At 58.1% G+C, this 19,723-nt stretch carries 20 protein-coding genes and 1 tRNA gene; 7 read left to right on the forward strand and 14 right to left on the reverse strand.

All coding sequences use genetic code 11. The annotated features are described in order from the left end of the window. Window positions 1–8: 8 nt before the first annotated feature. Entirely contained in the window at window positions 9–1,634 is a 1,626-nt protein-coding gene (locus ACSOSI_RS16925; RefSeq protein ID WP_026142441.1) for a TIGR04028 family ABC transporter substrate-binding protein, read from the reverse strand. 175 nt (window positions 1,635–1,809) lie between these two features. Between ACSOSI_RS16925 and ACSOSI_RS16930 the strand changes: the two genes are divergently transcribed. Further along, on the forward strand, window positions 1,810–2,058 hold the full coding sequence (locus ACSOSI_RS16930) for a hypothetical protein (protein WP_012145876.1): 249 nt from the start codon (window positions 1,810–1,812) through the stop codon (window positions 2,056–2,058). 17 nt (window positions 2,059–2,075) lie between these two features. Here the strand turns inward: ACSOSI_RS16930 and ACSOSI_RS16935 are convergent, their stop codons facing one another. Continuing rightward, on the reverse strand, window positions 2,076–2,705 hold the full coding sequence (locus ACSOSI_RS16935) for an alanyl-tRNA editing protein (RefSeq protein ID WP_476705832.1): 630 nt from the start codon (window positions 2,703–2,705) through the stop codon (window positions 2,076–2,078). Between the two features lie 84 nt (window positions 2,706–2,789). Between ACSOSI_RS16935 and ACSOSI_RS16940 the strand changes: the two genes are divergently transcribed. After that, on the forward strand, window positions 2,790–3,725 hold the full coding sequence (locus ACSOSI_RS16940; protein ID WP_261097941.1) for a LysR family transcriptional regulator: 936 nt from the start codon (window positions 2,790–2,792) through the stop codon (window positions 3,723–3,725). On the opposite strand, the gene alkB is transcribed toward ACSOSI_RS16940, so the two are convergent. Next, a complete protein-coding gene (alkB, locus tag ACSOSI_RS16945; protein ID WP_012145879.1) occupies window positions 3,708–4,355 on the reverse strand; it encodes a DNA oxidative demethylase AlkB in 648 nt (215 codons plus the stop codon). The two genes, ACSOSI_RS16940 and alkB, sit on opposite strands and share 18 nt — an antisense overlap. A gap of 139 nt (window positions 4,356–4,494) precedes the next feature. On the opposite strand from alkB, the gene rarD reads away from it, so the two are divergent. Then, complete coding sequence (gene rarD, locus ACSOSI_RS16950) at window positions 4,495–5,379, forward strand: EamA family transporter RarD (RefSeq protein WP_476705833.1); 885 nt, start codon at window positions 4,495–4,497, stop codon at window positions 5,377–5,379. A gap of 35 nt (window positions 5,380–5,414) precedes the next feature. On the opposite strand, the gene ACSOSI_RS16955 is transcribed toward rarD, so the two are convergent. From ACSOSI_RS16955 to citC, 11 genes are all read right to left on the reverse strand, one after another. Further along, on the reverse strand, window positions 5,415–6,158 hold the full coding sequence (locus ACSOSI_RS16955) for a 4'-phosphopantetheinyl transferase family protein (RefSeq protein ID WP_476705834.1): 744 nt from the start codon (window positions 6,156–6,158) through the stop codon (window positions 5,415–5,417). Continuing rightward, window positions 6,145–6,507: a HepT-like ribonuclease domain-containing protein gene (locus ACSOSI_RS16960; protein WP_476705835.1), complete on the reverse strand. Its 363-nt coding sequence runs from the start codon at window positions 6,505–6,507 to the stop codon at window positions 6,145–6,147. The genes ACSOSI_RS16955 and ACSOSI_RS16960 overlap by 14 nt, the downstream gene beginning before the upstream one ends. Next, window positions 6,504–6,794, reverse strand: a complete 291-nt coding sequence (locus tag ACSOSI_RS16965; protein WP_261423344.1) for a nucleotidyltransferase family protein — start codon at window positions 6,792–6,794, stop codon at window positions 6,504–6,506. The genes ACSOSI_RS16960 and ACSOSI_RS16965 overlap by 4 nt, the downstream gene beginning before the upstream one ends. Window positions 6,795–6,911: 117 nt before the next feature. Beyond that, window positions 6,912–8,141 (reverse strand): bifunctional glucose-1-phosphatase/inositol phosphatase, encoded by a 1,230-nt coding sequence (agp, locus tag ACSOSI_RS16970; RefSeq protein WP_218217054.1) that lies wholly within the window; start codon window positions 8,139–8,141, stop codon window positions 6,912–6,914. Between the two features lie 150 nt (window positions 8,142–8,291). Continuing rightward, window positions 8,292–9,755, reverse strand: coding sequence for an anion permease (locus tag ACSOSI_RS16975; RefSeq protein ID WP_012145883.1), 1,464 nt, complete (start codon window positions 9,753–9,755; stop codon window positions 8,292–8,294). 29 nt (window positions 9,756–9,784) lie between these two features. After that, window positions 9,785–10,669, reverse strand: a complete 885-nt coding sequence (gene citG / locus ACSOSI_RS16980) for a triphosphoribosyl-dephospho-CoA synthase CitG (RefSeq protein WP_476705836.1) — start codon at window positions 10,667–10,669, stop codon at window positions 9,785–9,787. Then, window positions 10,647–11,195, reverse strand: a complete 549-nt coding sequence (gene citX / locus ACSOSI_RS16985) for a citrate lyase holo-[acyl-carrier protein] synthase (RefSeq protein WP_476705837.1) — start codon at window positions 11,193–11,195, stop codon at window positions 10,647–10,649. The genes citG and citX overlap by 23 nt, the downstream gene beginning before the upstream one ends. A 4-nt stretch (window positions 11,196–11,199) precedes the next feature. Then, a complete protein-coding gene (gene citF, locus ACSOSI_RS16990; protein WP_476705838.1) occupies window positions 11,200–12,705 on the reverse strand; it encodes a citrate lyase subunit alpha in 1,506 nt (501 codons plus the stop codon). Beyond that, window positions 12,705–13,625 carry a citrate (pro-3S)-lyase subunit beta gene (gene citE, locus ACSOSI_RS16995; protein ID WP_476705839.1) on the reverse strand — a complete coding sequence of 307 codons (921 nt, stop codon included), beginning with the start codon at window positions 13,623–13,625 and terminating at the stop codon, window positions 12,705–12,707. Before citE ends, citF begins: the two co-directional genes overlap by 1 nt. Then, on the reverse strand, window positions 13,609–13,917 hold the full coding sequence (gene citD / locus ACSOSI_RS17000) for a citrate lyase acyl carrier protein (RefSeq protein WP_012145888.1): 309 nt from the start codon (window positions 13,915–13,917) through the stop codon (window positions 13,609–13,611). The genes citE and citD overlap by 17 nt, the downstream gene beginning before the upstream one ends. Then, entirely contained in the window at window positions 13,914–14,987 is a 1,074-nt protein-coding gene (gene citC / locus ACSOSI_RS17005; RefSeq protein WP_476705840.1) for a [citrate (pro-3S)-lyase] ligase, read from the reverse strand. Before citC ends, citD begins: the two co-directional genes overlap by 4 nt. A gap of 339 nt (window positions 14,988–15,326) precedes the next feature. On the opposite strand from citC, the gene dpiA reads away from it, so the two are divergent. The 4 genes from dpiA to ACSOSI_RS17025 all read left to right on the forward strand — a co-directional run bounded on the left by dpiA (window position 15,327) and on the right by ACSOSI_RS17025 (window position 19,718). Next, window positions 15,327–16,013: a two-component response regulator DpiA gene (gene dpiA, locus ACSOSI_RS17010; protein WP_261133484.1), complete on the forward strand. Its 687-nt coding sequence runs from the start codon at window positions 15,327–15,329 to the stop codon at window positions 16,011–16,013. A 113-nt stretch (window positions 16,014–16,126) separates the two neighbouring features. Beyond that, window positions 16,127–19,216 carry a beta-galactosidase gene (locus ACSOSI_RS17015; RefSeq protein WP_476705841.1) on the forward strand — a complete coding sequence of 1,030 codons (3,090 nt, stop codon included), beginning with the start codon at window positions 16,127–16,129 and terminating at the stop codon, window positions 19,214–19,216. A gap of 113 nt (window positions 19,217–19,329) precedes the next feature. Further along, window positions 19,330–19,405, forward strand: a tRNA-Asn gene (locus tag ACSOSI_RS17020). Between the two features lie 172 nt (window positions 19,406–19,577). Then, window positions 19,578–19,718: a hypothetical protein gene (locus ACSOSI_RS17025; RefSeq protein WP_198010398.1), complete on the forward strand. Its 141-nt coding sequence runs from the start codon at window positions 19,578–19,580 to the stop codon at window positions 19,716–19,718. Window positions 19,719–19,723: the final 5 nt, after the last annotated feature.

Raw genomic sequence — 19,723 nt, forward strand, 5'->3', positions numbered from 1 at the left:
TCGCCTCCTCAGTGTTTCTCTAACCAGGCGCCGTAGAAACTCGGGCGACCGACCGCTTCGAAACTAACCCCCTTCAGATAAGGTGCACCGGCAAACACCTGCGGCTCCTCGAAGAACGGGATCACATAGGCCTGATCAAGCAGGTAATTCTGCGCCTCACCGGCAATCTGCAGGCGTTTTTGCGGGTCCACCTCAGAGGCGATGCCCAGCAGCAGCGCGTTCAGCTTGTCATCTTTGAATGCGCTGTTTTTGCCCGTCCCGCCCTGCTGCAACAGCGCATCGCGGTTGGTCGGGTAGAACTGGCTCTTAATCACGTCCGGATCCGCCCGTCCCACCTCCACCACCGCCGCCGGGGTTTTCTGCGGATCGAGGTTATCCGCCACCTTGCTGCCGGCGTCGCCCGCCAGAATGTTCAAGCGCGCGCCGACCTTGCCCCACTGCTGCGAAACCAGCTGCAGCACCGCCTTGTTCTGCGGCTGCGGCAGCGATTCATAGACATTCAGCAGCAATTTTTTGCCGTCCTTCTCGCGCAGGCCATCGCCGCCCTTTTTCCAGCCCGCCTCATCCAGCAGACGGTTGGCCAGCTCCGGGTCGAATTTCAGCTTGGCGGATAAGTCGACGAAACCGGCGGCGGAAGAAGCAATCACCGATTTAGCCTGTGGGTAGTTAACCGAGAACAGCGTATCGACAATTTGCTTGCTGTCAGTGGCGTGCAGCAGTGCCTGACGCACGCGCAGGTCGCTTACCAGCGGGTTATCCGGCCGGAAGGCGACGCTATCGTTGACACCACGCGTGGGGGCCGCGTAAATCGTGAAGCCCTGTTCCTGTGTCTGCTTCTCGTCGTAGGCCTGGATCTGGCGAATAAAGTCCGCCTGCCCGGCCTGCAGTGCGCCGATGCGCACGCTGTCTTCGCCGGTGACAATCACCTTGATGCCATCCAGATTAGCGCGCCCTTGCTGAGCCAATTTGGCCGGGCCCCAGTGATAATCCTTGCGAACGCTCAGGCTGACCTCACGCCCCAGCGTCTCGGCGCTGACCACAAACGGGCCGGAACCGATGATATGGCGCGCATCGCCGAGTTGGTCATAGCTGCGGTTTAGGGTGCTGAGCGAAACCAGGCCAGAACCAATGGTGGCGGTGCCCTGCAGGAAGCCGGGAGACGAGTGCTTGAAGTAAAATTTGACGGTTAACGGGTCGATCACTTCGCTGTGGTCGTAGTTATTGATGACCTCGGACACCGGCAGGCGTTTCTCTTTATTGCCCAGGCCATAGGTATCGAAGTTTTTCGCCACTGCATTGGCATCCAGCGGTGTACCGTCGGAGAAAGTCACGCCAGGCCGCAGCTTGAAGGTGTATTCGGTTTTATCGGCGTTGCTGCTCCAGGACTCGGCAATCCACGGCTCAATCTCCAGCGTTTGCGGGTTCTGGTAGGTCAGTTTGTCGGTGATTTGATTGAGGATACCGCCGTTGGGGTAGAAACCGCCGGAAGGCGGATAAAGGTTGGTGTGCGCCTGCTGCTCCAGGTAGACAAGCGTGCCGCCCTGCACCGACGCCAGCGCCGGATTCATCGCCGCCGCCAGTCCCAATGCCACTGTTATCCCACTGGTTAATCGATTGAAAGAGAAATTAAACATTGTGTGCCACGCCTTCTTTATTTCGGAATGTTATGGGTTAGATAACAAACCAAATCGGCGGGGAGTTGAACGAACTAATTTCGCTAACCAATGGCGGAAAATGCACAAGGCATCGGTGGTTGGCAGAAGAGATGTTTTGTTATAACGTATCAGAAATCAAACCGGGAAGACGAAAATGAAAATTCAGCTCTCGCTGTTGTTCCTTGGCTTGTTAGCCGGACGCGCCGCCGCGTTTCAGTCCAAAGTGCCCGAGACGCAGCCGGAACAGACGCGCTCAGCGGAAAACAGCCTGGAGAATCTGTTTTACGGATTTCACGCGCTGGATGCGCAAGCGGTCAACATCGGCACCTGCGCAGCATTGCCGCAGGCGGGATGCCAGTGCGCATTCTGCACCATGCTGCGACAGGCCGGGCCGACGAAATAATCGCTCCGGCTCAAACCTCAGCCCAGCTCATACTGCACAATCAACTGCCCTTTTTTCATCTTGAGCGCGGTAATATTTACCCTACCCAGTTCAGCCAGGGAATGGACATGGGTACCGCCGCAACCATATGTAGGCAATTCACCAAAACCTACCTGACGCAGGCCGTCAACCGTCAGTTGTTTGCGTGGGAAATCCGCCGCAATCAGCCGCGCCAACTCCGCATGCAGGAAATCCTGATCCAGGGTTTGGGGTTCTGCTTCCGGCACGAAGGTAATACGTCCTTCACCCGGCCAGTGGTGCGCCTTGACCGGCTGCCAGCCGCGCGTTTCACCCAACCAGCCAATCAGATGTCCGGCGGAATGCCAACGGGTATGCAAGCGGCGCAGTTCGCCATCAACCGTTACGCTCACCGGCCCTTCGGGCAGCGGCTCGGCGGTAAAGTGCAGCACTTTTTCGCCCTGTTGTGCCACACGCAGCACCGGGATAGTACCGAGCAGGCCGCCATCTGCCGGTTGTCCGCCGCCTTGCGGGTGGAACAGCGTGGCGTTCAGCTCTATCGCGTATCCGCCGTCTTCAACCGGAGTACAGGCCAGCACCTGTGCTTCGCCCTGTAAGTCATCGCTATAATAATAAAGCCGTTCGGTCATGGTTTTTCTCCTGGTTAGTGGCTCCATTATATTCATGCCATAATCAAAGCATAATCCATCAAAGATACAATGGACCTTTGCGCCGTGAGCACAAATCTCTCTCATTCGCTGCTGGCCGAAATGGCCGTTTTTGTTCAGGTGGTGGAAAGTGGCAGTTTTTCCGCCGCTGCCCGTCGGCTGGGCACTTCTCCTTCTGCTGCCAGCCGCAGCGTTGCCAAACTCGAACAGGCGTTGGCATTGCAACTGCTGCACCGCACCACGCGTAAGCTGCGCCTGAGTGAACAAGGCGAAGAAGTGTTTCTGCGCTGTCGCAGCATGTTAGACGCCGCGAACTCGGTCATGGCGTTCAGCGGCCGCGGAGCGGTGGAACCCGAAGGGCTGGTCAGCGTCAGCGTCCCCAAGGCGGTGGGTCGCTTTGTGTTGCACCCGCACATACCGGAGTTTTTACGCCGTTATCCCAAGGTAGACGTTCGCCTGCGGCTGGAAGATCGCTATATGGATCTGATTGACGATCGGGTCGATCTGGCGCTGCGTATTACCGAGCGCCCTTCTCCCGGCTTGATTGGCCGCCAATTGATGACTATCGAACACCTGCTGTGCGCCACCCCCGGTTATCTGGCGCAGCACGGCACGCCACAGCATCCGCAGGATTTGGCGCAGCACAGCTGCATTTATCTGGGGGAAACGCCCAACGACGCACGCTGGAAATTCCGGCGAGAGGGTAAATCGGTGACGGTAAACGTGCACGGGCGTTATGCCGCCAACCACACCGGCGTGCGGCTGGATGCGGTAAAACAGCACATTGGCATTGGCAGCCTGCCGTACTTTACTGCCCGGCAGGCGCTGGACAGCGGCGAAGTGGTGCAAGTGTTACCGGAATGGGACTTTCTCAGCAGTTACCACGGCGGCCTGTGGCTACTGTATGGCCCCAACCAGCACTTGCCGCCCAAGCTGCGGGTGTTTATCGACTATCTGGTTGCCTGTTTGGCAAAAGAGCCGCAGCTAAAGCGCCTTACGTAGCGTGATGTTGATACGGTGTGGCCCCACCAGCGAATGGTAACCCTCTTTAATTGGCATAATCCCGTGGAAGCACAGGCGCGACGGACCTCCCCACACCACCACATCGCCGTGCGCCAAGGGTATGCGCTGGGCGCGATCGCTGCGTTGCATGCCGCCGAACTGGAACACCGCCGGTAACCCCAGCGAGACGGAAACGATCGGCGAGCCGAAATCATGCTCGTCCTTATCCTGATGCAACGAGAGCTTGCTGCCCGGATCGTAGCGGTTCATCAGGCAGGAATCCGGCACGAAAGGGGCAAAACCCGCCTGCTGCGCCGCCTCATCCGCCAGCGCCATCAGGATAGCCGGGATCGGCGGCCAGCGTTTGCCACTGCGCGAGTCGCGCTCTGAGTAACGGTAGCCGCGGCTGTCGCTGCTCCAGCCGTTGCCGCACCAGCTCATCGCCACCGACATCACGTGGCCGCCCGGCGTGGTCATATGCCGCCACGGCACCTGAGCGATCACCCCATTCACTGCCGCCAGCAACTCCGGACCGTGATCGCGCACAAAACCGTGCATCACCACCGCGCCGGGAGCAATCTGTTCCCGCCACGGCGGCGGTACGGAGTCTTCAAAAAGATCGAGGGTCATCGCATAACACCTGTATTAATACACAGTATTTATTTTAACTCGCCACTGCCGATTGTCCAGTGTGATACGCGGCATTGTTGTCAGCACCAAACTTCACTAGAGTAGCGGCAATAAAATCAATAACTTTTCAGGACGGCCCGTGATTAAAGGAATAGCGCTTTCCGTTATCGCCTCAATATTGTTCGGCGTGATGTATTACTACACTTCCACTCTGACGCCGCTCGACGGTGAGCAAGTGTTTGGCTGGCGCACCCTGCTGACCGTGCCGTTTTTGACGCTGTTTATGCTGTTTTCCGCCGACTGGCGCAAGGTCAGCGAGACGCTGTGCTGGATAAAACAACGACCGCGCCGCCTGCTGTTTCTGCCGCTGAGCTCGGCGCTGCTGGGGGTTCAGCTGTGGTTGTTCCTGTGGGCGCCGCTGCACGGCAAAGCGCTGGAGGTGTCACTGGGCTATTTCCTGCTGCCGCTGACCATGGTGCTGGCGGGGCGTTTGATCTTCCGCGATCGGCTTTCTTTACTGCAAAAACTGGCGGTTACCTGCGCGATTATCGGCGTTGGTAATGAGCTGTATCAGGTGGGCGGCGTCTCCTGGACCACGCTGGTGGTGGCGCTGGGCTATCCGGTTTACTTTATTTTGCGCCGCCGTTTCGGCACCGACAACCTCGGTGGGCTGTGGTGTGAATTGACATTGATGTTACCGGTGGCCGCCTGGTTCGCCTTCGGTGGCAACGGGCCGCTGGCGGCGCTGAGCATCAGCCCGGCGCTCTATTGGCAAGTTCCGTTGCTGGGGATAATCAGCGCCGCCGCGCTGGTGTGTTATATCCTGGCCAGCCGCCTGCTGCCGTTCAGCCTGTTCGGCCTGCTGAGCTACGTAGAGCCGGTGCTACTGGTGATCGTGGCGCTGCTACTTGGCGAAAGCATCGGCCGGGATGAATGGCTGACCTATATTCCGATCTGGCTGGCATTGCTGTTACTGGTGTCGGAGGGCGCCCGCCACCTGGTTCGACGGCGGCGGGCCTTGTGATTAATGTGACAGTGCAACTTTTTTCATTCCATTGATTATAAACAGATAAAAGTTGTGACATCGTCACCTTGTTGCCAATAACGACCGCCAAAACGGCGGCCAGCGTGGCAATGCGGCGTGAGGTGTTTTAGCAGTTCGAATGCAAAGGTTTGTTGCTGTATATCAACCGCCACCAGATGTGCATCGAGAAAATCAAAATAGCTACGCACCTGTGGGTACAAGGCTTTGAACAGGCTTTCTTTGGCGGAAAACACCAGCGTCAGCAGCCAGTTGAATGCCTGCGGTTGGGCGCGCAGGTATTCATATTCCGTCTCGCTGATGATAGCCCCCCATAGCTCCTCCGCCCGTGCCGTGGGGATTAACGTTTCAACGTCCAACCCCACGCCACCCAGAGCGTTCTCCCGGTGTACGGCGCAAAGCGCGGTATCCGCATTATGGCTGATTGCCCCTGCGATGCCCTGCGGCCACTGCGGCGCACGGTCTTCCCCACGCAGCAACGTGAAATCAGCAAACCCCAGCGGAACCAGCAACTCCCGCGCCAGGTAACGCCCGGCCAGATACTCTGCCCGCCGCTTCGGCACCGCCCGCGCCAGATGTTCGGGGATGCTCATGCCAATGGCGTCGAAACAGCCATCCTGATAGTTCGCCAAAGAAAAGCGGCAACGGGCAACCCGCCCTGGGTAATCCTCCAGGTTCAGCCATTCAATGCTGGGGATAAAAGAAGAGAACACAGGTTGTCCATGTTGGGAGCGTAGCAATGACGCTTTAGTTTTTGTCATCAACCTCTTGACGTAAGGCACGTAACTGGATCAATAACTCCGGTAAGGCCGTTTGCACCGTAGCCCAAACCACATCGAGGTTAATATCAAAATAGCCATGTGCAATTCGGTTACGCATGCCTCGCATACTGCGCCAAGGCACTTCCGGGTGCTGTTGAGTAAATAGCTCATTATTGTCCATCACTTTGGTGGCGGCTTCACCTATGATGATCAGACTCATTATTACTGCCTGTTGGGTGCGTTTATCGTCAAGAAAATCTTCTTGGCACACACCATCAACAAAACTGCATGCATCTGACGCAGCCCGCACCATATGGGCAAGATAATCGCTAAGTCGATTTTCATTCATACCGGTTGCGCCTCGGCAAGAACCTTAGCGCGGAATTTGACTGGCAAATCGCCAGGAGTCAATAGGTCAACCTGAATACCCAGCAAAGCCTCAAGTTCAGCCTGTAAGCCGCCCAAGTCAAACAGGGTCGCGCCGGGCAACGCATCAACGAGCAGATCCAGATCGCTGCCGTCACTGTCTGTTCCATAAAGTACCGAACCAAAAACGCGTGGATTGGCAGAATGAAAAAGCCCCACCACCTCACGAACAGCATGGCGTTTTTCAGCAAGTGCAATTGATGGCCGCATTGGTTAACCCTCCCAGGCGAGACTTATTGAAATGCTAGGTGATTGGCGGGGGTGTTTCAAGCGTAATCATCCAAACAGGATCCTCTCCCCCGCAACCGGGGAAGAGGAGCTGCGGGATTACAGAATGTCTTTCATGGTTTTTTCGAAGTCGCTCCAGGCGCAGTAGCCCTGCTTATCCACCGGGCAGCCTTTCAGCGCCAGCGTCACGCGCTGCGGCGGGGTTTTTAGCGTCAACGGGCTGGCATTGCGCAACTGGTCGGTCGATTGATACACGTACTCAATCTTCAGCAGGTCACGATCGTTTTTCTTGTCGTGCCAGCGTTGGAACACCAGCTTGCCGCCAATCGGCGTTTTCTCGTATTGATGCGGCAGTTGATATGGCTGGAACTCCATCGCAGACAGCAGCGATGCGATGTTGGAGTCGTGGCCCACCAATACCGTCACTTTCGGGGAGTCCGGCTTGCGCTCGCCAATCAATGCGCCGTTGATGTAAGTCAGCAGCGGTTTGGCCACGTTCTGCGCCACCACCGGCGAGGTGAATAGCGAATCCTGATAGCCGTCTTTCAACTGCGCCAACTGCTTCCACTGCTGCGGCGTGGTGATTTTGCCCCAGGCCACGTCCTTCATCGGGAAACCTTCGTAATATTGCAGCATAAAGGCATCCACCAGCGAGTTCCCCACCCGTAACGGGCCGGCGACGCCCGGCTCTTTGCCCGGCACTGCGCTCATTTTGCTGGCTTCTTTGGTCAGATCGCAGCGCTTGTCGGTCTTACAACTGTTGGAGTCTTTGTAATCGATGATTTTCGCCAGCTGTTTATAGGCCGTATCCAGCTTCAGCGAGGCCAGCTCTTTGTTCATCGCCCCCAGCGCCTGCTGATTGAAAGCGTCGCTGTTGTCGGTGATGATCGGGTTGAAGGTTGGATCCATCTCCCCCATTTTGTCCTGATGATGCACGCTGATGTCGCAACCTGGGAAAGCGCCGTTGGTAAAGAACTGCGCGGTCGCTACCGTGCGCTGCAGGCTGTTGGCATAAACGTAAACGCTGCCGGCCGTTGGGCAGCCTTCCTGCGGCAGAACGCCGGTTTGCTTGAGCCAGGCGTTAAAATAGTGGCCCATATAGACTTCCAGTACCCCACCCTTGGTGGTCAGCAGGCCACCCGGCGTGTCCCAGGCCGGCCAGGCTTTGGGCGTGGACTGTGCCAGCACGCTGCCGTTATTGGCCAGCGGCGCACGCAGGTTATGGCGACTCATCACCAGCACCTGATCCAATTGATAGTCGTTGGTTTCTGCCAGGGCAGTCCCGGTGATTAATAACGGCAAGCACAGCAATAAGGCTTTTCTTTTCATCCGCAGAGGCTCCAGGAATATGATTATTTTTAGTGTGTTAGCGTTTGCCTCGCTATGATGGAGAGGTTAACGGGGAAAGTGTGTGATGGATATCACAAGGAAAGGTCTGCCCAGCGGCCATCCGCAGATGGCCGCCATTAACTCAAAAACTTACAGCCACAAACGCATGATTGGCCAACCGATCATCAGCAGCGCGGCGATATACACCACGCCGAGAATGCCGCCCATGCGCCAGTAATCCTTCGATTTCACATAGCCGCAGCCGTAGATGATCACCCCCGGACCAGTGGCGTAAGGCGTCAGCACGCCCATGATGCCGATCGACAGCACCAATAACATCGAGAGTTCCTCCATCGGCACCCCCGGCAGCCCCTTGCCGACCGCCAGGATCACCGGCAGCATGGTAGCGGTGTGCGCCGACAGGCTGGCGAACAGATAGTGGGCAAAGTAGAACACCAGCACCAGCGCCGCCACCGTCATATTCGGCGAGAAACCATCCAGATGGGTGCTCATGGTCTCGGCGAACCAGTCGATAAAGCCGGAGCGCGTCAGGCCGTTGGCCATCACCACCAGCGTCGCCAGGTTAACCAGCGTGTTCCAGGCGCTGGAATATTGGGTGATCGCCTTCCACGACACCACATTCAACGCCAGCATCAGGGAAACCGCCAGCAGGCAGACCGTGGTGGCATTCACCACCTTGCCGCCAAACACCCACAGGCACAGGCTCAGCAGCACCAGGCCAATCAGCTTGATTTCCTGACGCGTCAGCTTGCCCATCTCGTTCAGCGCGGTATTGGCCCAGGTTGCCACTTCACTGCTGTGGGTCACGCCCGGTTTGTACAGGTAATAGGAGATCAACGGCGCGATAATCAACAGCAACAGCCCAACCGGCAAGAAGGCCAGGAACCACTGCATCCAACTGATATGCACGCCGGCAATCTTGCTGACGAACTCGATCCCCAGCACGTTGGGCGCGGCACCGGTGACGAACATTGAGGAGCTGATGCTGGTGCCCACTACCATCATCCACATCAGGTAGCCGCCAATACGGCGTGAGGACGGGTCATTGGGGAACGAGTCGAACAACGGCGGCAGGTTTTTCACCACCGGGAACACGGTACCGCCGGTACGCGCGGTATTGGACGGCGTAAAAGGCGCCAGCAGGATATCGATGATCACCACCGCATAGCCGAGCGTCAGGGTACGCTTGCCCATAAACTTCACCATAAACAGCGCGATACGCCGCCCCAGCCCGGTGGCTTCGTAGCCAAGCGCGAAGATAAAGGCACCGAACACCAGCCAAACGGTGGTGCTGGAGAACCCCGCCAGCCCCCATTTCAGCGCTTCCTTACCGGCCTTAAAGCCCGGTTCTGCCAGTTCCTGCGCACCAAACAGCACCCAGTTGGCGCTCAACACGCTGAGGGTCACGGCGATAAAACTGATCGCCGTCGCCGGGATCGGCTCCAGGATCATGCCGACAATCATTGCCACAAAAATGGCAAAGTAACGCCAGGCCTGCGGCGGCATCCCTTCCGGGGCGGGTATCCAGAGCAGGATCGCCAACACCAGCAGCGGTGCCAGCGTTTTCCAGACTTTTTCCTTGGTTTCGGACATAAAATTCTCCTGAAGACGGGTTATTGTTTTTAGTTCGCTAACTGCGCCAGCAGCCAGGTGACGATTAACAGGTCGGCGCTACCGCCGGGGCTGAGATTGCGCGTGATGCATTCGGCGTCGAACTGCCGCAGGCGATCAATGCCCTGCTCGCCCTGCGCCCCGCCCTTAGCCAACAACTCTGCGGCGCGTTGCTGCAACCAGCGCAAGCCTTCGATGCCGCCGCGTGACGCGACGTTGGTGTCATCGTTGTGGGCCATCAACCACAGCAGGCTGTCCATCAGCGCCGTCTGCTCATCACAGCCGGTGTTCAGCCGTTGTCGATACAGCGGCAGCGCGCCGTTGATCACCCGCTCGAAGCCGGACTCGGCCTCGCCGCGAGCGCCGCTCAGGCCATGTTCGGCAAACAGTCGCTGACCGGCAGTCTGTAACGCGTTGTGCTGTTGCAGCTCACGCGCTACCAGCCCGTGACACATTGCCGCCACCTCGGCGCACAAGGTTTTGGCGTTAATAGGGTGTTGTCGCTGGTAACGACGGCCGAAGGCGGCACACAACAGGCCGAGAGAAAACACGCTGCCTTTATGGGTGTTGACGCCGCCGGTGGCCTGGAACATGTGGGTTTCACAGGCCAGCCCCAGCGGCCGCAGCCGCAATAGCTGCTCGGCCACCGGGCGGAAGGCATCGTCGCGGCCCTGGCGGACAAAGCGCGGCAGCCAGATGCCAATGGCGCGGGCGCTACGGTAGAAATGCCCGAGGTTCATATCCCGATGAGCCCCGTTGTTGTGACGATCCACCAGCCCCGGTTTGGGGGTCAGATTCACTTCCACCAACAGCGCGCGGTAGGCGGCGTGGGCGAAGTCACCGATCTTCGTTTGCGGCGCATAGCTGACCGGCTCAGCGGGTAGCGAGTGCATCATTGAGCATCCTTTCCATTTCCTGCAGTAGCTTTTCACTGCCGTGCTGCCGTTGACGGGCGCAGAGTTTGGCCGGTTGGCTGCACAGCAGACAGCGACGCTCCGCCAACCCCAGATCGCGGCGCGACAAAATGCGCCCCTGTGAGTCCAGCACGTCGATATCCCACAGTCGGCCAATCGGCTGCTGCACCTCCAACTGGATAGCGCAGTCTTTCACCCGCTGTGCGTCTGCCTGCAACGCCACAAAACCCTCGCAGCCGGTGGACAACGCCAGCGTTTCTGCCTGCAGGCAGTGCCAGCCCTGCTCGCCCCACATTTGCTGCAGCGCCTGCCAGCCCAGGTTGAAGATATTGCGCGTCAGCGCGCTGTCTTTTACCGCGCCGGGCACCACCAGCGTCAGCACCAGCAAGGTGGACTGATGCTGCGCCAGCCATGCCTGCTGGCGGGCCTGACGGCATTCACGGCTGGTGAGCAATTCCGGCAGGCTGACTGCGCGGTTGGCGGCCAGTTCGGGAGGGACGTTAGCCATAGGATTACTCCGCCACCTGATGCACCACGTCGATCACCGAACCGTCGCGATAGCGCACTACCGCCACCACCTTGTCGGTAAAGACGATCGGCTCAGGTTCACCGGTCAGCAGCAGCGCGCGCTGGCGCAGCCAGTCGATGCTGACCACCGGCAAACCGGCCGCTTGCAACCGCTGCGCCAATTCCGGCCGCGCCGGGTTAACGGCAATACCATGATCGGTAACCAAAATGTCGATGCTGGAGCCGGGCGTGACACAGGTGGTGACCTGCTCAACCAGCGTTGGGATACGCCCGCGCACCAGCGGTGCCACGATGATTGCCAACCGCGCCGCGGCTGCGGTGTCACAGTGGCCACCGGAAGCTCCGCGCAGCAGACCATCGGAACCGGTCAGCACGTTAACGTTAAAACCGGTGTCGATTTCCAACGCGCTCAGCACCACCACGTCAAGCCTGTCGACTGAAGCCCCCTTCGAACTGAAGTTGGCGTATTGATTGGCACTGATTTCTATGTGATTGGGGTTACGCGCCAGCGACATCGCCGCCGCACGGTCAAAGCTCTGCACGTCCAGCAAGCGGGTAATCAGCCCTTTTTCATGCAAATCCACCATGGTCGAAGTAATGCCACCGAGTGCGAAACCGGCGCGGATACCGCGGGCGCGCATCTTGTCCTCCAGAAAACGCGTCACCGCCAGTGAGGCGCCGCCGGTGCCGGTTTGCAGCGAGAAACCTTCGGTAAAGTAGCCGGAACCGGCGATCACTTCGGCGGCCCGGCGGGCAATCAGCAGTTCACGCGGGTTGGAGGTCATGCGCGTGGCGTCGGCACCAATCTTGTCGGCGTCGCCCACTCGCTCAAGTTGAACGATCAGATCCACCCGATCCTGCGCCAGGCTGGCCGGATGATGCGGATAAGGCACAATCGCCTCGGTCAGCAGCACCACGGTGCCCGCCGCGTCGGCATCCACTTTGGCGTAACCCAGCGAGCCGCAGCAGGCTTCGCCGCTGTAGCCATTGGCATTACCGAACTCATCGCAGGCCGGTACCCCGAGGAAGGCAACGTCGATGCTCAATTCGCCGGACTCGATCAGGTTGACCCGACCGCCGTGGGAGTGGATTTGTACCGGTTCGGCCAACAGGCCGCGTGAGATGGCGTCCGCCAGCGGACCGCGCACGCCGGAGGTATAAATGCGGCTCACCACCCCGTTGCGGATGTGGCCGACCAGCGGCGCATGGCATTCGCTCAGCGAGCTGGAAGCCAGCGTCAGGTTACGGAACCCCATCGCCGCCAGCGTTTCCATCACCTGATTTAGCGCCAGATCGCCACCGCGAAACGCATGGTGGAAAGAAATGGTCATGCCGTCCTGCAACCCGCTGCGGCGCACCGCCTGTTCCAGCGTGTCGCAGCGTTTGATATCACGGGGTTTGCTCGCCTGCTGGTTAGCCTTGGAGGACGCCTGATAGCAGCGTAATTCCGCCAGGTTATTCAGGGTCATCAGTCGTTGTTGGCGTTTCATTATGCTTCCTCTCCATGCTGAACCGAGGCTTCGCGGATGCCGGAAAGCGCTGCACGCTGCAACACCAGCCGTGCGCGTTCAATCACCGGGCTGTCGACCATCTTGCCGTTGAGCGACACCACGCCGCGCCCCTCCTGCTCCGCCGCTGCGGCGGCATCCACCACCCGCTGGGCATGGGCCACCTCTTTGGCGGTGGGTGCATACAGGTTGTGCAACAGTTCGATCTGCCGGGGGTTAATCAGGGATTTGCCGTCGAAGCCGAGCTGTTTGATCAGCGCCGCCTCCTGCAGGAAACCGGCTTCGTTATTGGCATCGGAATAAACCGTGTCGAACGCCTGAATGCCAGCCGCCCGAGCCGCCTGCAGCAATGAACAACGTGCGAACAACAGTTCGATGCCTTCCGGAGAACGCTCGGTACGCAGGTTGCGCACGTAGTCTTCCGCTCCCAGCGCAATGCCGATCAGCCGTGGTGAGGCATGGGCAATCGCCACCGCCTGGGTAATACCCGCCGCCGACTCAATCGCCGCCAGCAGGCCGGTGCTGCCGACCGGGCGTCCGCAGTCGGCTTCAATGGCGGCAATCTCGCGATCCATGTCCACCACGTCCTGCGCACTGTCGGTTTTCGGCAGGCGCACAATGTCCGCACCGCCCCGCACCACCGCCTGCAGATCTGCCAGACCGTAGGCGGAATCCAGCGCGTTAACCCGCACAATGGTTTCCACTTCCTGATACAGCGGATGTTGCAGTGCGTGGTAAACCAGCCGCCGCGCCGCGTCTTTCTCACGCAGGATCACCGAGTCTTCCAGATCGAACATCAGCGCATCGGCCTGATAAATAAAGACGTTGCTTACCATCGCCGCGTTGGCACCGGGCACGAACAGCATGCTGCGACGCAGGCGGTGTTTATTCAGCGTTTTCATTAGGCGCTCCCCAAGGCAGTTGGCCATTGTCGCAGGCACGCATCAGCGCGGTTTCCAGTCGGGCCCGCAGTACGCAGTCGAGCGCCCCTTTGTCGTCCACCATCACCTGCACCGGCTCCACCTGGTAGTGCTGCAGCACCTGCAACAGCGTCTGGCGGATGGCTTCGCCAAACTGTTTTTCCACGCTGCTGGCGATCAGCAGGTCGTGTTCCGGCCCCTCGGCGGGGGCGATGCGCACCATGACATCGCTGGATTCCAGCGTGCCGGCCATTGCTTCTCGGATAATTTTCATCTTTCACCTGATTGTGCGGATTCAAAGGGGGTGGCCGCCGGTTTGGCCCGGCGCTGCGTTTGCAAATCTTGCAGGTAATACAGGGTGTCCGGTGGCACCAGCGGCGCGGCGGCGTGAAAATCACCCGCGGCCAACAGCTTGCGCACCCAGGAGGCGGAGATTGCCGTGCCCTGATATTGCAAACGCTCAATTTCTACCAGCGCGATTGGCGGGCTGGATAACGCCGGGGTTTCCAGCCAATAACGCATATCGCGGTTGTACTTCGCGGTGACCGCGCAGAACGGTTCGTTGCCGACAAAACGGTGGGTGATGCCCAGCGCGGGTGCCAGATACTGACGAAAGATCTTCAGATCGATCTCGGTGTAGCAGTCGTCGGCAATGCCCTGATCTTTAATGAAGTAACAAGGGAAAGTGGCGCGGGAAATGACGTATTGCGAGCCTTCATGCACCGTCAGATTGGCAATGTCTGCCGTGCCTGCCAGCACCAGTCGCCGCCGGTCTTCATAGCTGAAACGCGAGGTGTTTTCCTTGACCAAAAACAGGTGCAGCCAGTCGCACTTTTCGGCCGCCTGGCGCACCAGATATTGGTGACCACGGGTAAAGGGGTTGGCATTCATCACAATGCTGCCAATGCGCTTGCCCGGCTGCCGCTGACCCGCCAATTGGGCGGCATAGCGCTTCAGGCGGCACGGGCTGTTTTCCATCAGCACCACGATGCCCGGCACCTGGGCTATCGGATAAAAACCACACTGGCGGAACAGCGGTTCATTTTGGATTTTGGTATAGATAAATAGCTGGGTGTGGTGGCGTTCATACGCCAGATTCACCAGTTCGGTCGCCAGCCGCAGTGCCAAGCCTTCGCCGCGCATTTGTGGGCTGATGGCAACGCATTTGATAATATTGTCCGCAATACCGCCGCAGGCGACCAACCTATCGTTCTGTGTAACGGTAATAAATATTTCAACCGTCGTATCAATATTCAGATCGTTACTCCGCAGGAAGGCATTAATCTGCGCAATATTTTTATGATCTGATCTTTTCACTCGGTCAAATATGGCATCGCCCAACATATCACACTCTCTGGGTTAACTAATAAATAACAAATAAAACAGAAAACGAACATCAATTAATATTTCGACGAGGAATTAAAACCTTAAAAACCATAAAGATAAAACAGTTAAAATCATGACCCGCATTTGATTAAACGATAGTAATCAGAAAAAAATAGCCAATTATTGACCTGTTTCACAAACCACCTCTGGTTAATAAGTTATTTAATGTTCTTTATTTACTTAATTATTTTAATGGTGTTTATTATTGAGATAATCTTTATTTTACGCGGCAATTAACTTACATTTTATTAGCATGTTGATTGCATATTTAAAGACGATGGGGAGACGAGATTCACTATGGAATGGTTGAATATACTGATCGTCGAAGATGAGACGCCGCTGGCGGAGATGCATGCGGAGTTTATCCGGCAGAACGGCGGTTGTCGGCAAATCTGGCTGGCCGGTACCCTGGCGCAAGCCCGTATGATGACTGAGCGCTTCAAACCGGATCTGATCCTGCTGGATAACTTCCTGCCCGATGGCCAGGGCATTGAGCTGCTGCGTGAGCTGACCCTGAGTGGTTATGTCGGCGGCATCGTGTTTATCACCGCCGCCAGCGATATGGATACCGTAGCCGAAGCGCTGCGTTACGGGGTGTTCGATTACCTGATCAAACCCTTGGCCTATGATCGTCTGGCCCACACGCTGCTGCGCTTTAGCCAGCGGCGTCTGGCGCTGAAAGACAAAGCGCGACTTAGCCAGCACCGCATCGATCAGATGTTCAACACCTACGCACGCGGTGAACAGCAGGCGGCACTACCAGCGGGCATTGATGAACTGACGCTGGTAAAAGTCCGCGCCTTGTTCGAGCACGCCTCCAGCAGCCACACCGCTGAAAGCGTTGCGCAAATAATGGGGCTAAGCCGGACCACCGCACGCCGCTATCTGGAGTTTTGTACCGCCGCCCAGCAGCTGCGTGCAGAAATCATTTACGGCAAAGTGGGCCGTCCGCAGCGGATTTATCGCCCCAACCTGCCAGAATAAGCGGTTATTTGATCGCCCCTGCAAGGTTGAATGTAACCGCTTTACTTTTTTGGTACTCATCAGCATCTTATTCGGCATGATGCCTCTATAATCTGCCGACAGGACGATCGCCGATGAGTAGCCTGCCCCTTCCTTCCCTGAAAGACCTCCTCGCCCGCCGGGACTGGCAAAATCCGGCCTGTACCCATTATCAGCGGCTGGCTGCACATCCGCCTTTCTCGAGCTGGCGCAACCTGAATGCCGCCCGTGAGGACAAGAGCAGCGAGAGCCGGCAAATATTGAACGGCGACTGGCGGTTCAGCTATTTCGATAAGCCCCAGGCGGTACCCGACAGTTGGTTGCAACAGGACCTGGCCGACGCAGATACTCTCGCGGTGCCGTCCAACTGGCAACTTGCCGCTTATGACGCGCCGATCTACACCAACGTCCGCTACCCGATCCCGGTCAATCCGCCGCAGGTACCAGAGGAAAACTCGACCGGCTGCTATTCGCGGCAGTTTACCGTCGACCCTGCCTGGCTGGCGGAAGGCCAGACGCGCATCATTTTTGACGGCGTCAACTCGGCGTTTTATCTGTGGTGCAACGGCCACTGGGTCGGTTATTCACAGGACAGCCGCCTGCCCGCCGAGTTTGATCTCAGCCCCTGGTTGCAGGCCGGTGAGAACCGACTGGCGGTGATGGTGCTGCGCTGGTGCGATGGCAGCTATCTGGAAGATCAGGATATGTGGCGCATGAGCGGTATTTTCCGCGACGTCAGTCTGCTGCATAAACCCGCCACGCATCTGAGCGATATCCGCATCACCACCCCGCTGTATGACAGTTTCCGCCGTGGCGAACTGGTGGCGGAAGTTCACATCAACCAGCCCGCGCAGCACCGGGTACAGTTGCAGCTATGGCGTGATGGCCAGCTGGTTGGGGAAAAAACTCAGGCATTCGGCAGTGAAATTATCGACGAACGCGGCGCCTATGAGGATCGCACTACCCTGCGCCTGCCAATGGAACAACCGGCGTTGTGGAGCGCGGAAACACCCACGCTGTACCGCGCAACCGTCACCCTGCTGTCGCCGGAAGGAAAAATTATTGAGGTGGAGGCCTATGACGTCGGCTTCCGCCAGGTGGAAATCAGCAATGGACTGCTGAAGCTTAACGGCCAGCCCTTGTTGATCCGCGGTACCAACCGCCACGAACATCATCCGCAGCACGGCCAGGTGATGGACGAGGCCACCATGCGCCATGACATCCTGCTGATGAAGCAACACAACTTCAACGCGGTGCGCTGCTCACACTACCCGAACCATCCATTGTGGTACCGGTTATGCGATCGCTACGGGCTGTATGTGGTGGATGAAGCCAATATTGAAACCCACGGCATGCAGCCGATGAACCGCTTGTCTGACGATCCGCTATGGTTGCCGGCAATGAGCGAACGCGTAACCCGCATGGTGCAGCGTGACCGCAACCACCCTTGTATTATTATCTGGTCGCTGGGTAACGAATCCGGTCACGGCTGCAACCACGACGCGCTGTATCGCTGGGTGAAAACTCAGGATCCTACCCGCCCGGTTCAGTACGAAGGCGGCGGGGCCAACAGCGCCGCCACCGATATTATCTGCCCGATGTATGCGCGGGTGGATCAGGAGCAGCCGTTCCCCGCCGTGCCCAAGTGGTCAATCAAAAAGTGGATCGGCCTGCCGGATGAGCATCGCCCGCTGATCCTGTGTGAATACGCTCATGCGATGGGCAACAGCTTCGGGGGTTTTGACCGCTACTGGCAGGCCTTCCGTCAGTATCCGCGCCTGCAGGGTGGCTTCGTCTGGGACTGGGTCGATCAGGCACTGACCCGCAGTGATGAAAACGGCAACCCTTACTGGGCTTACGGTGGCGACTTTGGCGACACGCCGAACGATCGACAATTCTGCCTTAACGGTCTGGTATTCCCCGACCGCACACCCCACCCTGCGCTGTTTGAAGCGCAACGCGCACAGCAATTTTTCCAGTTTACCTTCGACGCCGAAACGCTGACGCTGACCGTCAACAGCGAGTATCTGTTCCGCCAAACCGATAATGAACGGCTGAACTGGCGGCTGGAGCTCGATGGCACGGAGCGCGCCAGCGGCAGCTTCGATCTCAGCCTGCTACCGCAGAGTAGCGCCAGCTTCCCACTGCTCGAACGCTTGCCGATGCTCCATCAACCCGGCGAACTGTGGCTGAATGTCGAAGTGGTGCAACCGCTGGCCACCGACTGGTCCGAAGCCAACCATCGCTGCGCCTGGGACCAATGGTTGGTGCCACGCACGCTGCATTTTGCACCACCAGCAGTGGCCGGTTCAGCGCCACAGCTGAGCCAAAATGACCAAACTATCGACATCACCCATGGCCATCAACGCTGGCAGTTTACGCGCCACGACGGCTGCCTGAGCCAATGGTGGCAACATGACCACTCTCAACTGCTGACGCCACTGCGCGATAACTTTATCCGTGCGCCGCTGGATAACGACATCGGCATCAGCGAAGTTGAGCGCATCGATCCCAACGCCTGGGTAGAACGCTGGAAACTGGCAGGCATGTACCGGCTGGAGGAGCGCTGCACGCTGTTGCAGGCCGATCAATTGAGTGACGGCGTGCGGGTGGTGAGTGAACACCTGTTCGAAGCCGAGGGGCAAACGCTGCTGCGCAGCCGCAAACAGTGGCTGTTCGACAGCCAGGGCGCCGTCAGCATCAGCGTCGACGTCGATATTGCCGCCAGTTTGCCGCCACCGGCACGTATTGGCCTGAGCTGCCAATTGAAAGAAATTCATCCACAGGCGCAATGGTTGGGACTGGGCCCACATGAGAACTACCCGGACCGCCGCCTCGCCGCGCAATTTGGACGTTGGCAGCAGCCGCTGGAAGCGTTGCACACGCCGTATATCTTCCCCGGCGAGAACGGGCTGCGCTGCGAGACCCGCAGCCTGCAGTACGGTGGCTGGCACATCGACGGACGGTTCCACTTCTCGCTCAGCCGCTACGGCCTGCGCCAGTTGATGGAGTGCAGCCACCAGCACCTGCTGCAACCGGAAGCCGGCACCTGGCTCAGCCTGGACGGTTTCCACATGGGGGTGGGCGGTGACGACTCCTGGAGCCCGAGCGTTAATCAGGACTACCTGCTCAGCGGCAGCCATTACCATTATCAACTGCGTCTAAAACGTGCAGAACAGGGCTAAATCTGCCAAAAGCTCAACGGGTTGCGCATTCTGTAAGCAAACAGTCACAGAATGCGTAATCCGCCTTTGACATGCTGCCAACACCCCGTTATGATTCCGGCCGTTCAAACGATTCCTCTGTAGTTCAGTCGGTAGAACGGCGGACTGTTAATCCGTATGTCACTGGTTCGAGTCCAGTCAGAGGAGCCATATTAGAGAAGCCCGCTTAAGGAAACTTAAGCGGGCTTTTTGCTTTTCCAGATATCGCACATGCCAGGCAAAAACATGCTCATCTCCTGGCTTTAAGCAATTTTTCCCCTCTATTCTCAACACATCCCAAAGCAACGGCTCTGTGAGGCTCGCTTGTGGGTTACCAGAGGTGATGAGTGCCGTATCGGTGCGACACGAAATCAGCTTGCTGTTTGCCGCAGTCCTGGGTTATCTGTTTCTCGGTGAAATACTCACGTTCAGCAAAATACTGGCGAGCACGGTGAGTGCTACCGGCACGCTGTTGATGGATTGACGATA

Source organism: Serratia sp. AR11 (assembly GCF_056376275.1).

Bases quoted from the DNA above. Each gene is read 5' to 3' on its own strand.
- ACSOSI_RS16925 (WP_026142441.1), bottom strand. From the start codon at position 1,634: ATGTTTAATTTCTCTTTCAATCGATTAACCAGTGGGATAACAGTGGCA.
- ACSOSI_RS16930 (WP_012145876.1), top strand. From the start codon at position 1,810: ATGAAAATTCAGCTCTCGCTGTTGTTCCTTGGCTTGTTAGCCGGACGC.
- ACSOSI_RS16935 (WP_476705832.1), bottom strand. From the start codon at position 2,705: ATGACCGAACGGCTTTATTATTATAGCGATGACTTACAGGGCGAAGCA.
- alkB (WP_012145879.1), bottom strand. From the start codon at position 4,355: ATGACCCTCGATCTTTTTGAAGACTCCGTACCGCCGCCGTGGCGGGAA.
- ACSOSI_RS16955 (WP_476705834.1), bottom strand. From the start codon at position 6,158: ATGACAAAAACTAAAGCGTCATTGCTACGCTCCCAACATGGACAACCT.
- ACSOSI_RS16960 (WP_476705835.1), bottom strand. From the start codon at position 6,507: ATGAATGAAAATCGACTTAGCGATTATCTTGCCCATATGGTGCGGGCT.
- ACSOSI_RS16965 (WP_261423344.1), bottom strand. From the start codon at position 6,794: ATGCGGCCATCAATTGCACTTGCTGAAAAACGCCATGCTGTTCGTGAG.
- agp (WP_218217054.1), bottom strand. From the start codon at position 8,141: ATGAAAAGAAAAGCCTTATTGCTGTGCTTGCCGTTATTAATCACCGGG.
- ACSOSI_RS16975 (WP_012145883.1), bottom strand. From the start codon at position 9,755: ATGTCCGAAACCAAGGAAAAAGTCTGGAAAACGCTGGCACCGCTGCTG.
- citG (WP_476705836.1), bottom strand. From the start codon at position 10,669: ATGATGCACTCGCTACCCGCTGAGCCGGTCAGCTATGCGCCGCAAACG.
- citX (WP_476705837.1), bottom strand. From the start codon at position 11,195: ATGGCTAACGTCCCTCCCGAACTGGCCGCCAACCGCGCAGTCAGCCTG.
- citF (WP_476705838.1), bottom strand. From the start codon at position 12,705: ATGAAACGCCAACAACGACTGATGACCCTGAATAACCTGGCGGAATTA.
- citE (WP_476705839.1), bottom strand. From the start codon at position 13,625: ATGAAAACGCTGAATAAACACCGCCTGCGTCGCAGCATGCTGTTCGTG.
- citD (WP_012145888.1), bottom strand. From the start codon at position 13,917: ATGAAAATTATCCGAGAAGCAATGGCCGGCACGCTGGAATCCAGCGAT.
- citC (WP_476705840.1), bottom strand. From the start codon at position 14,987: ATGTTGGGCGATGCCATATTTGACCGAGTGAAAAGATCAGATCATAAA.
- dpiA (WP_261133484.1), top strand. From the start codon at position 15,327: ATGGAATGGTTGAATATACTGATCGTCGAAGATGAGACGCCGCTGGCG.
- ACSOSI_RS17015 (WP_476705841.1), top strand. From the start codon at position 16,127: ATGAGTAGCCTGCCCCTTCCTTCCCTGAAAGACCTCCTCGCCCGCCGG.
- ACSOSI_RS17025 (WP_198010398.1), top strand. From the start codon at position 19,578: ATGAGTGCCGTATCGGTGCGACACGAAATCAGCTTGCTGTTTGCCGCA.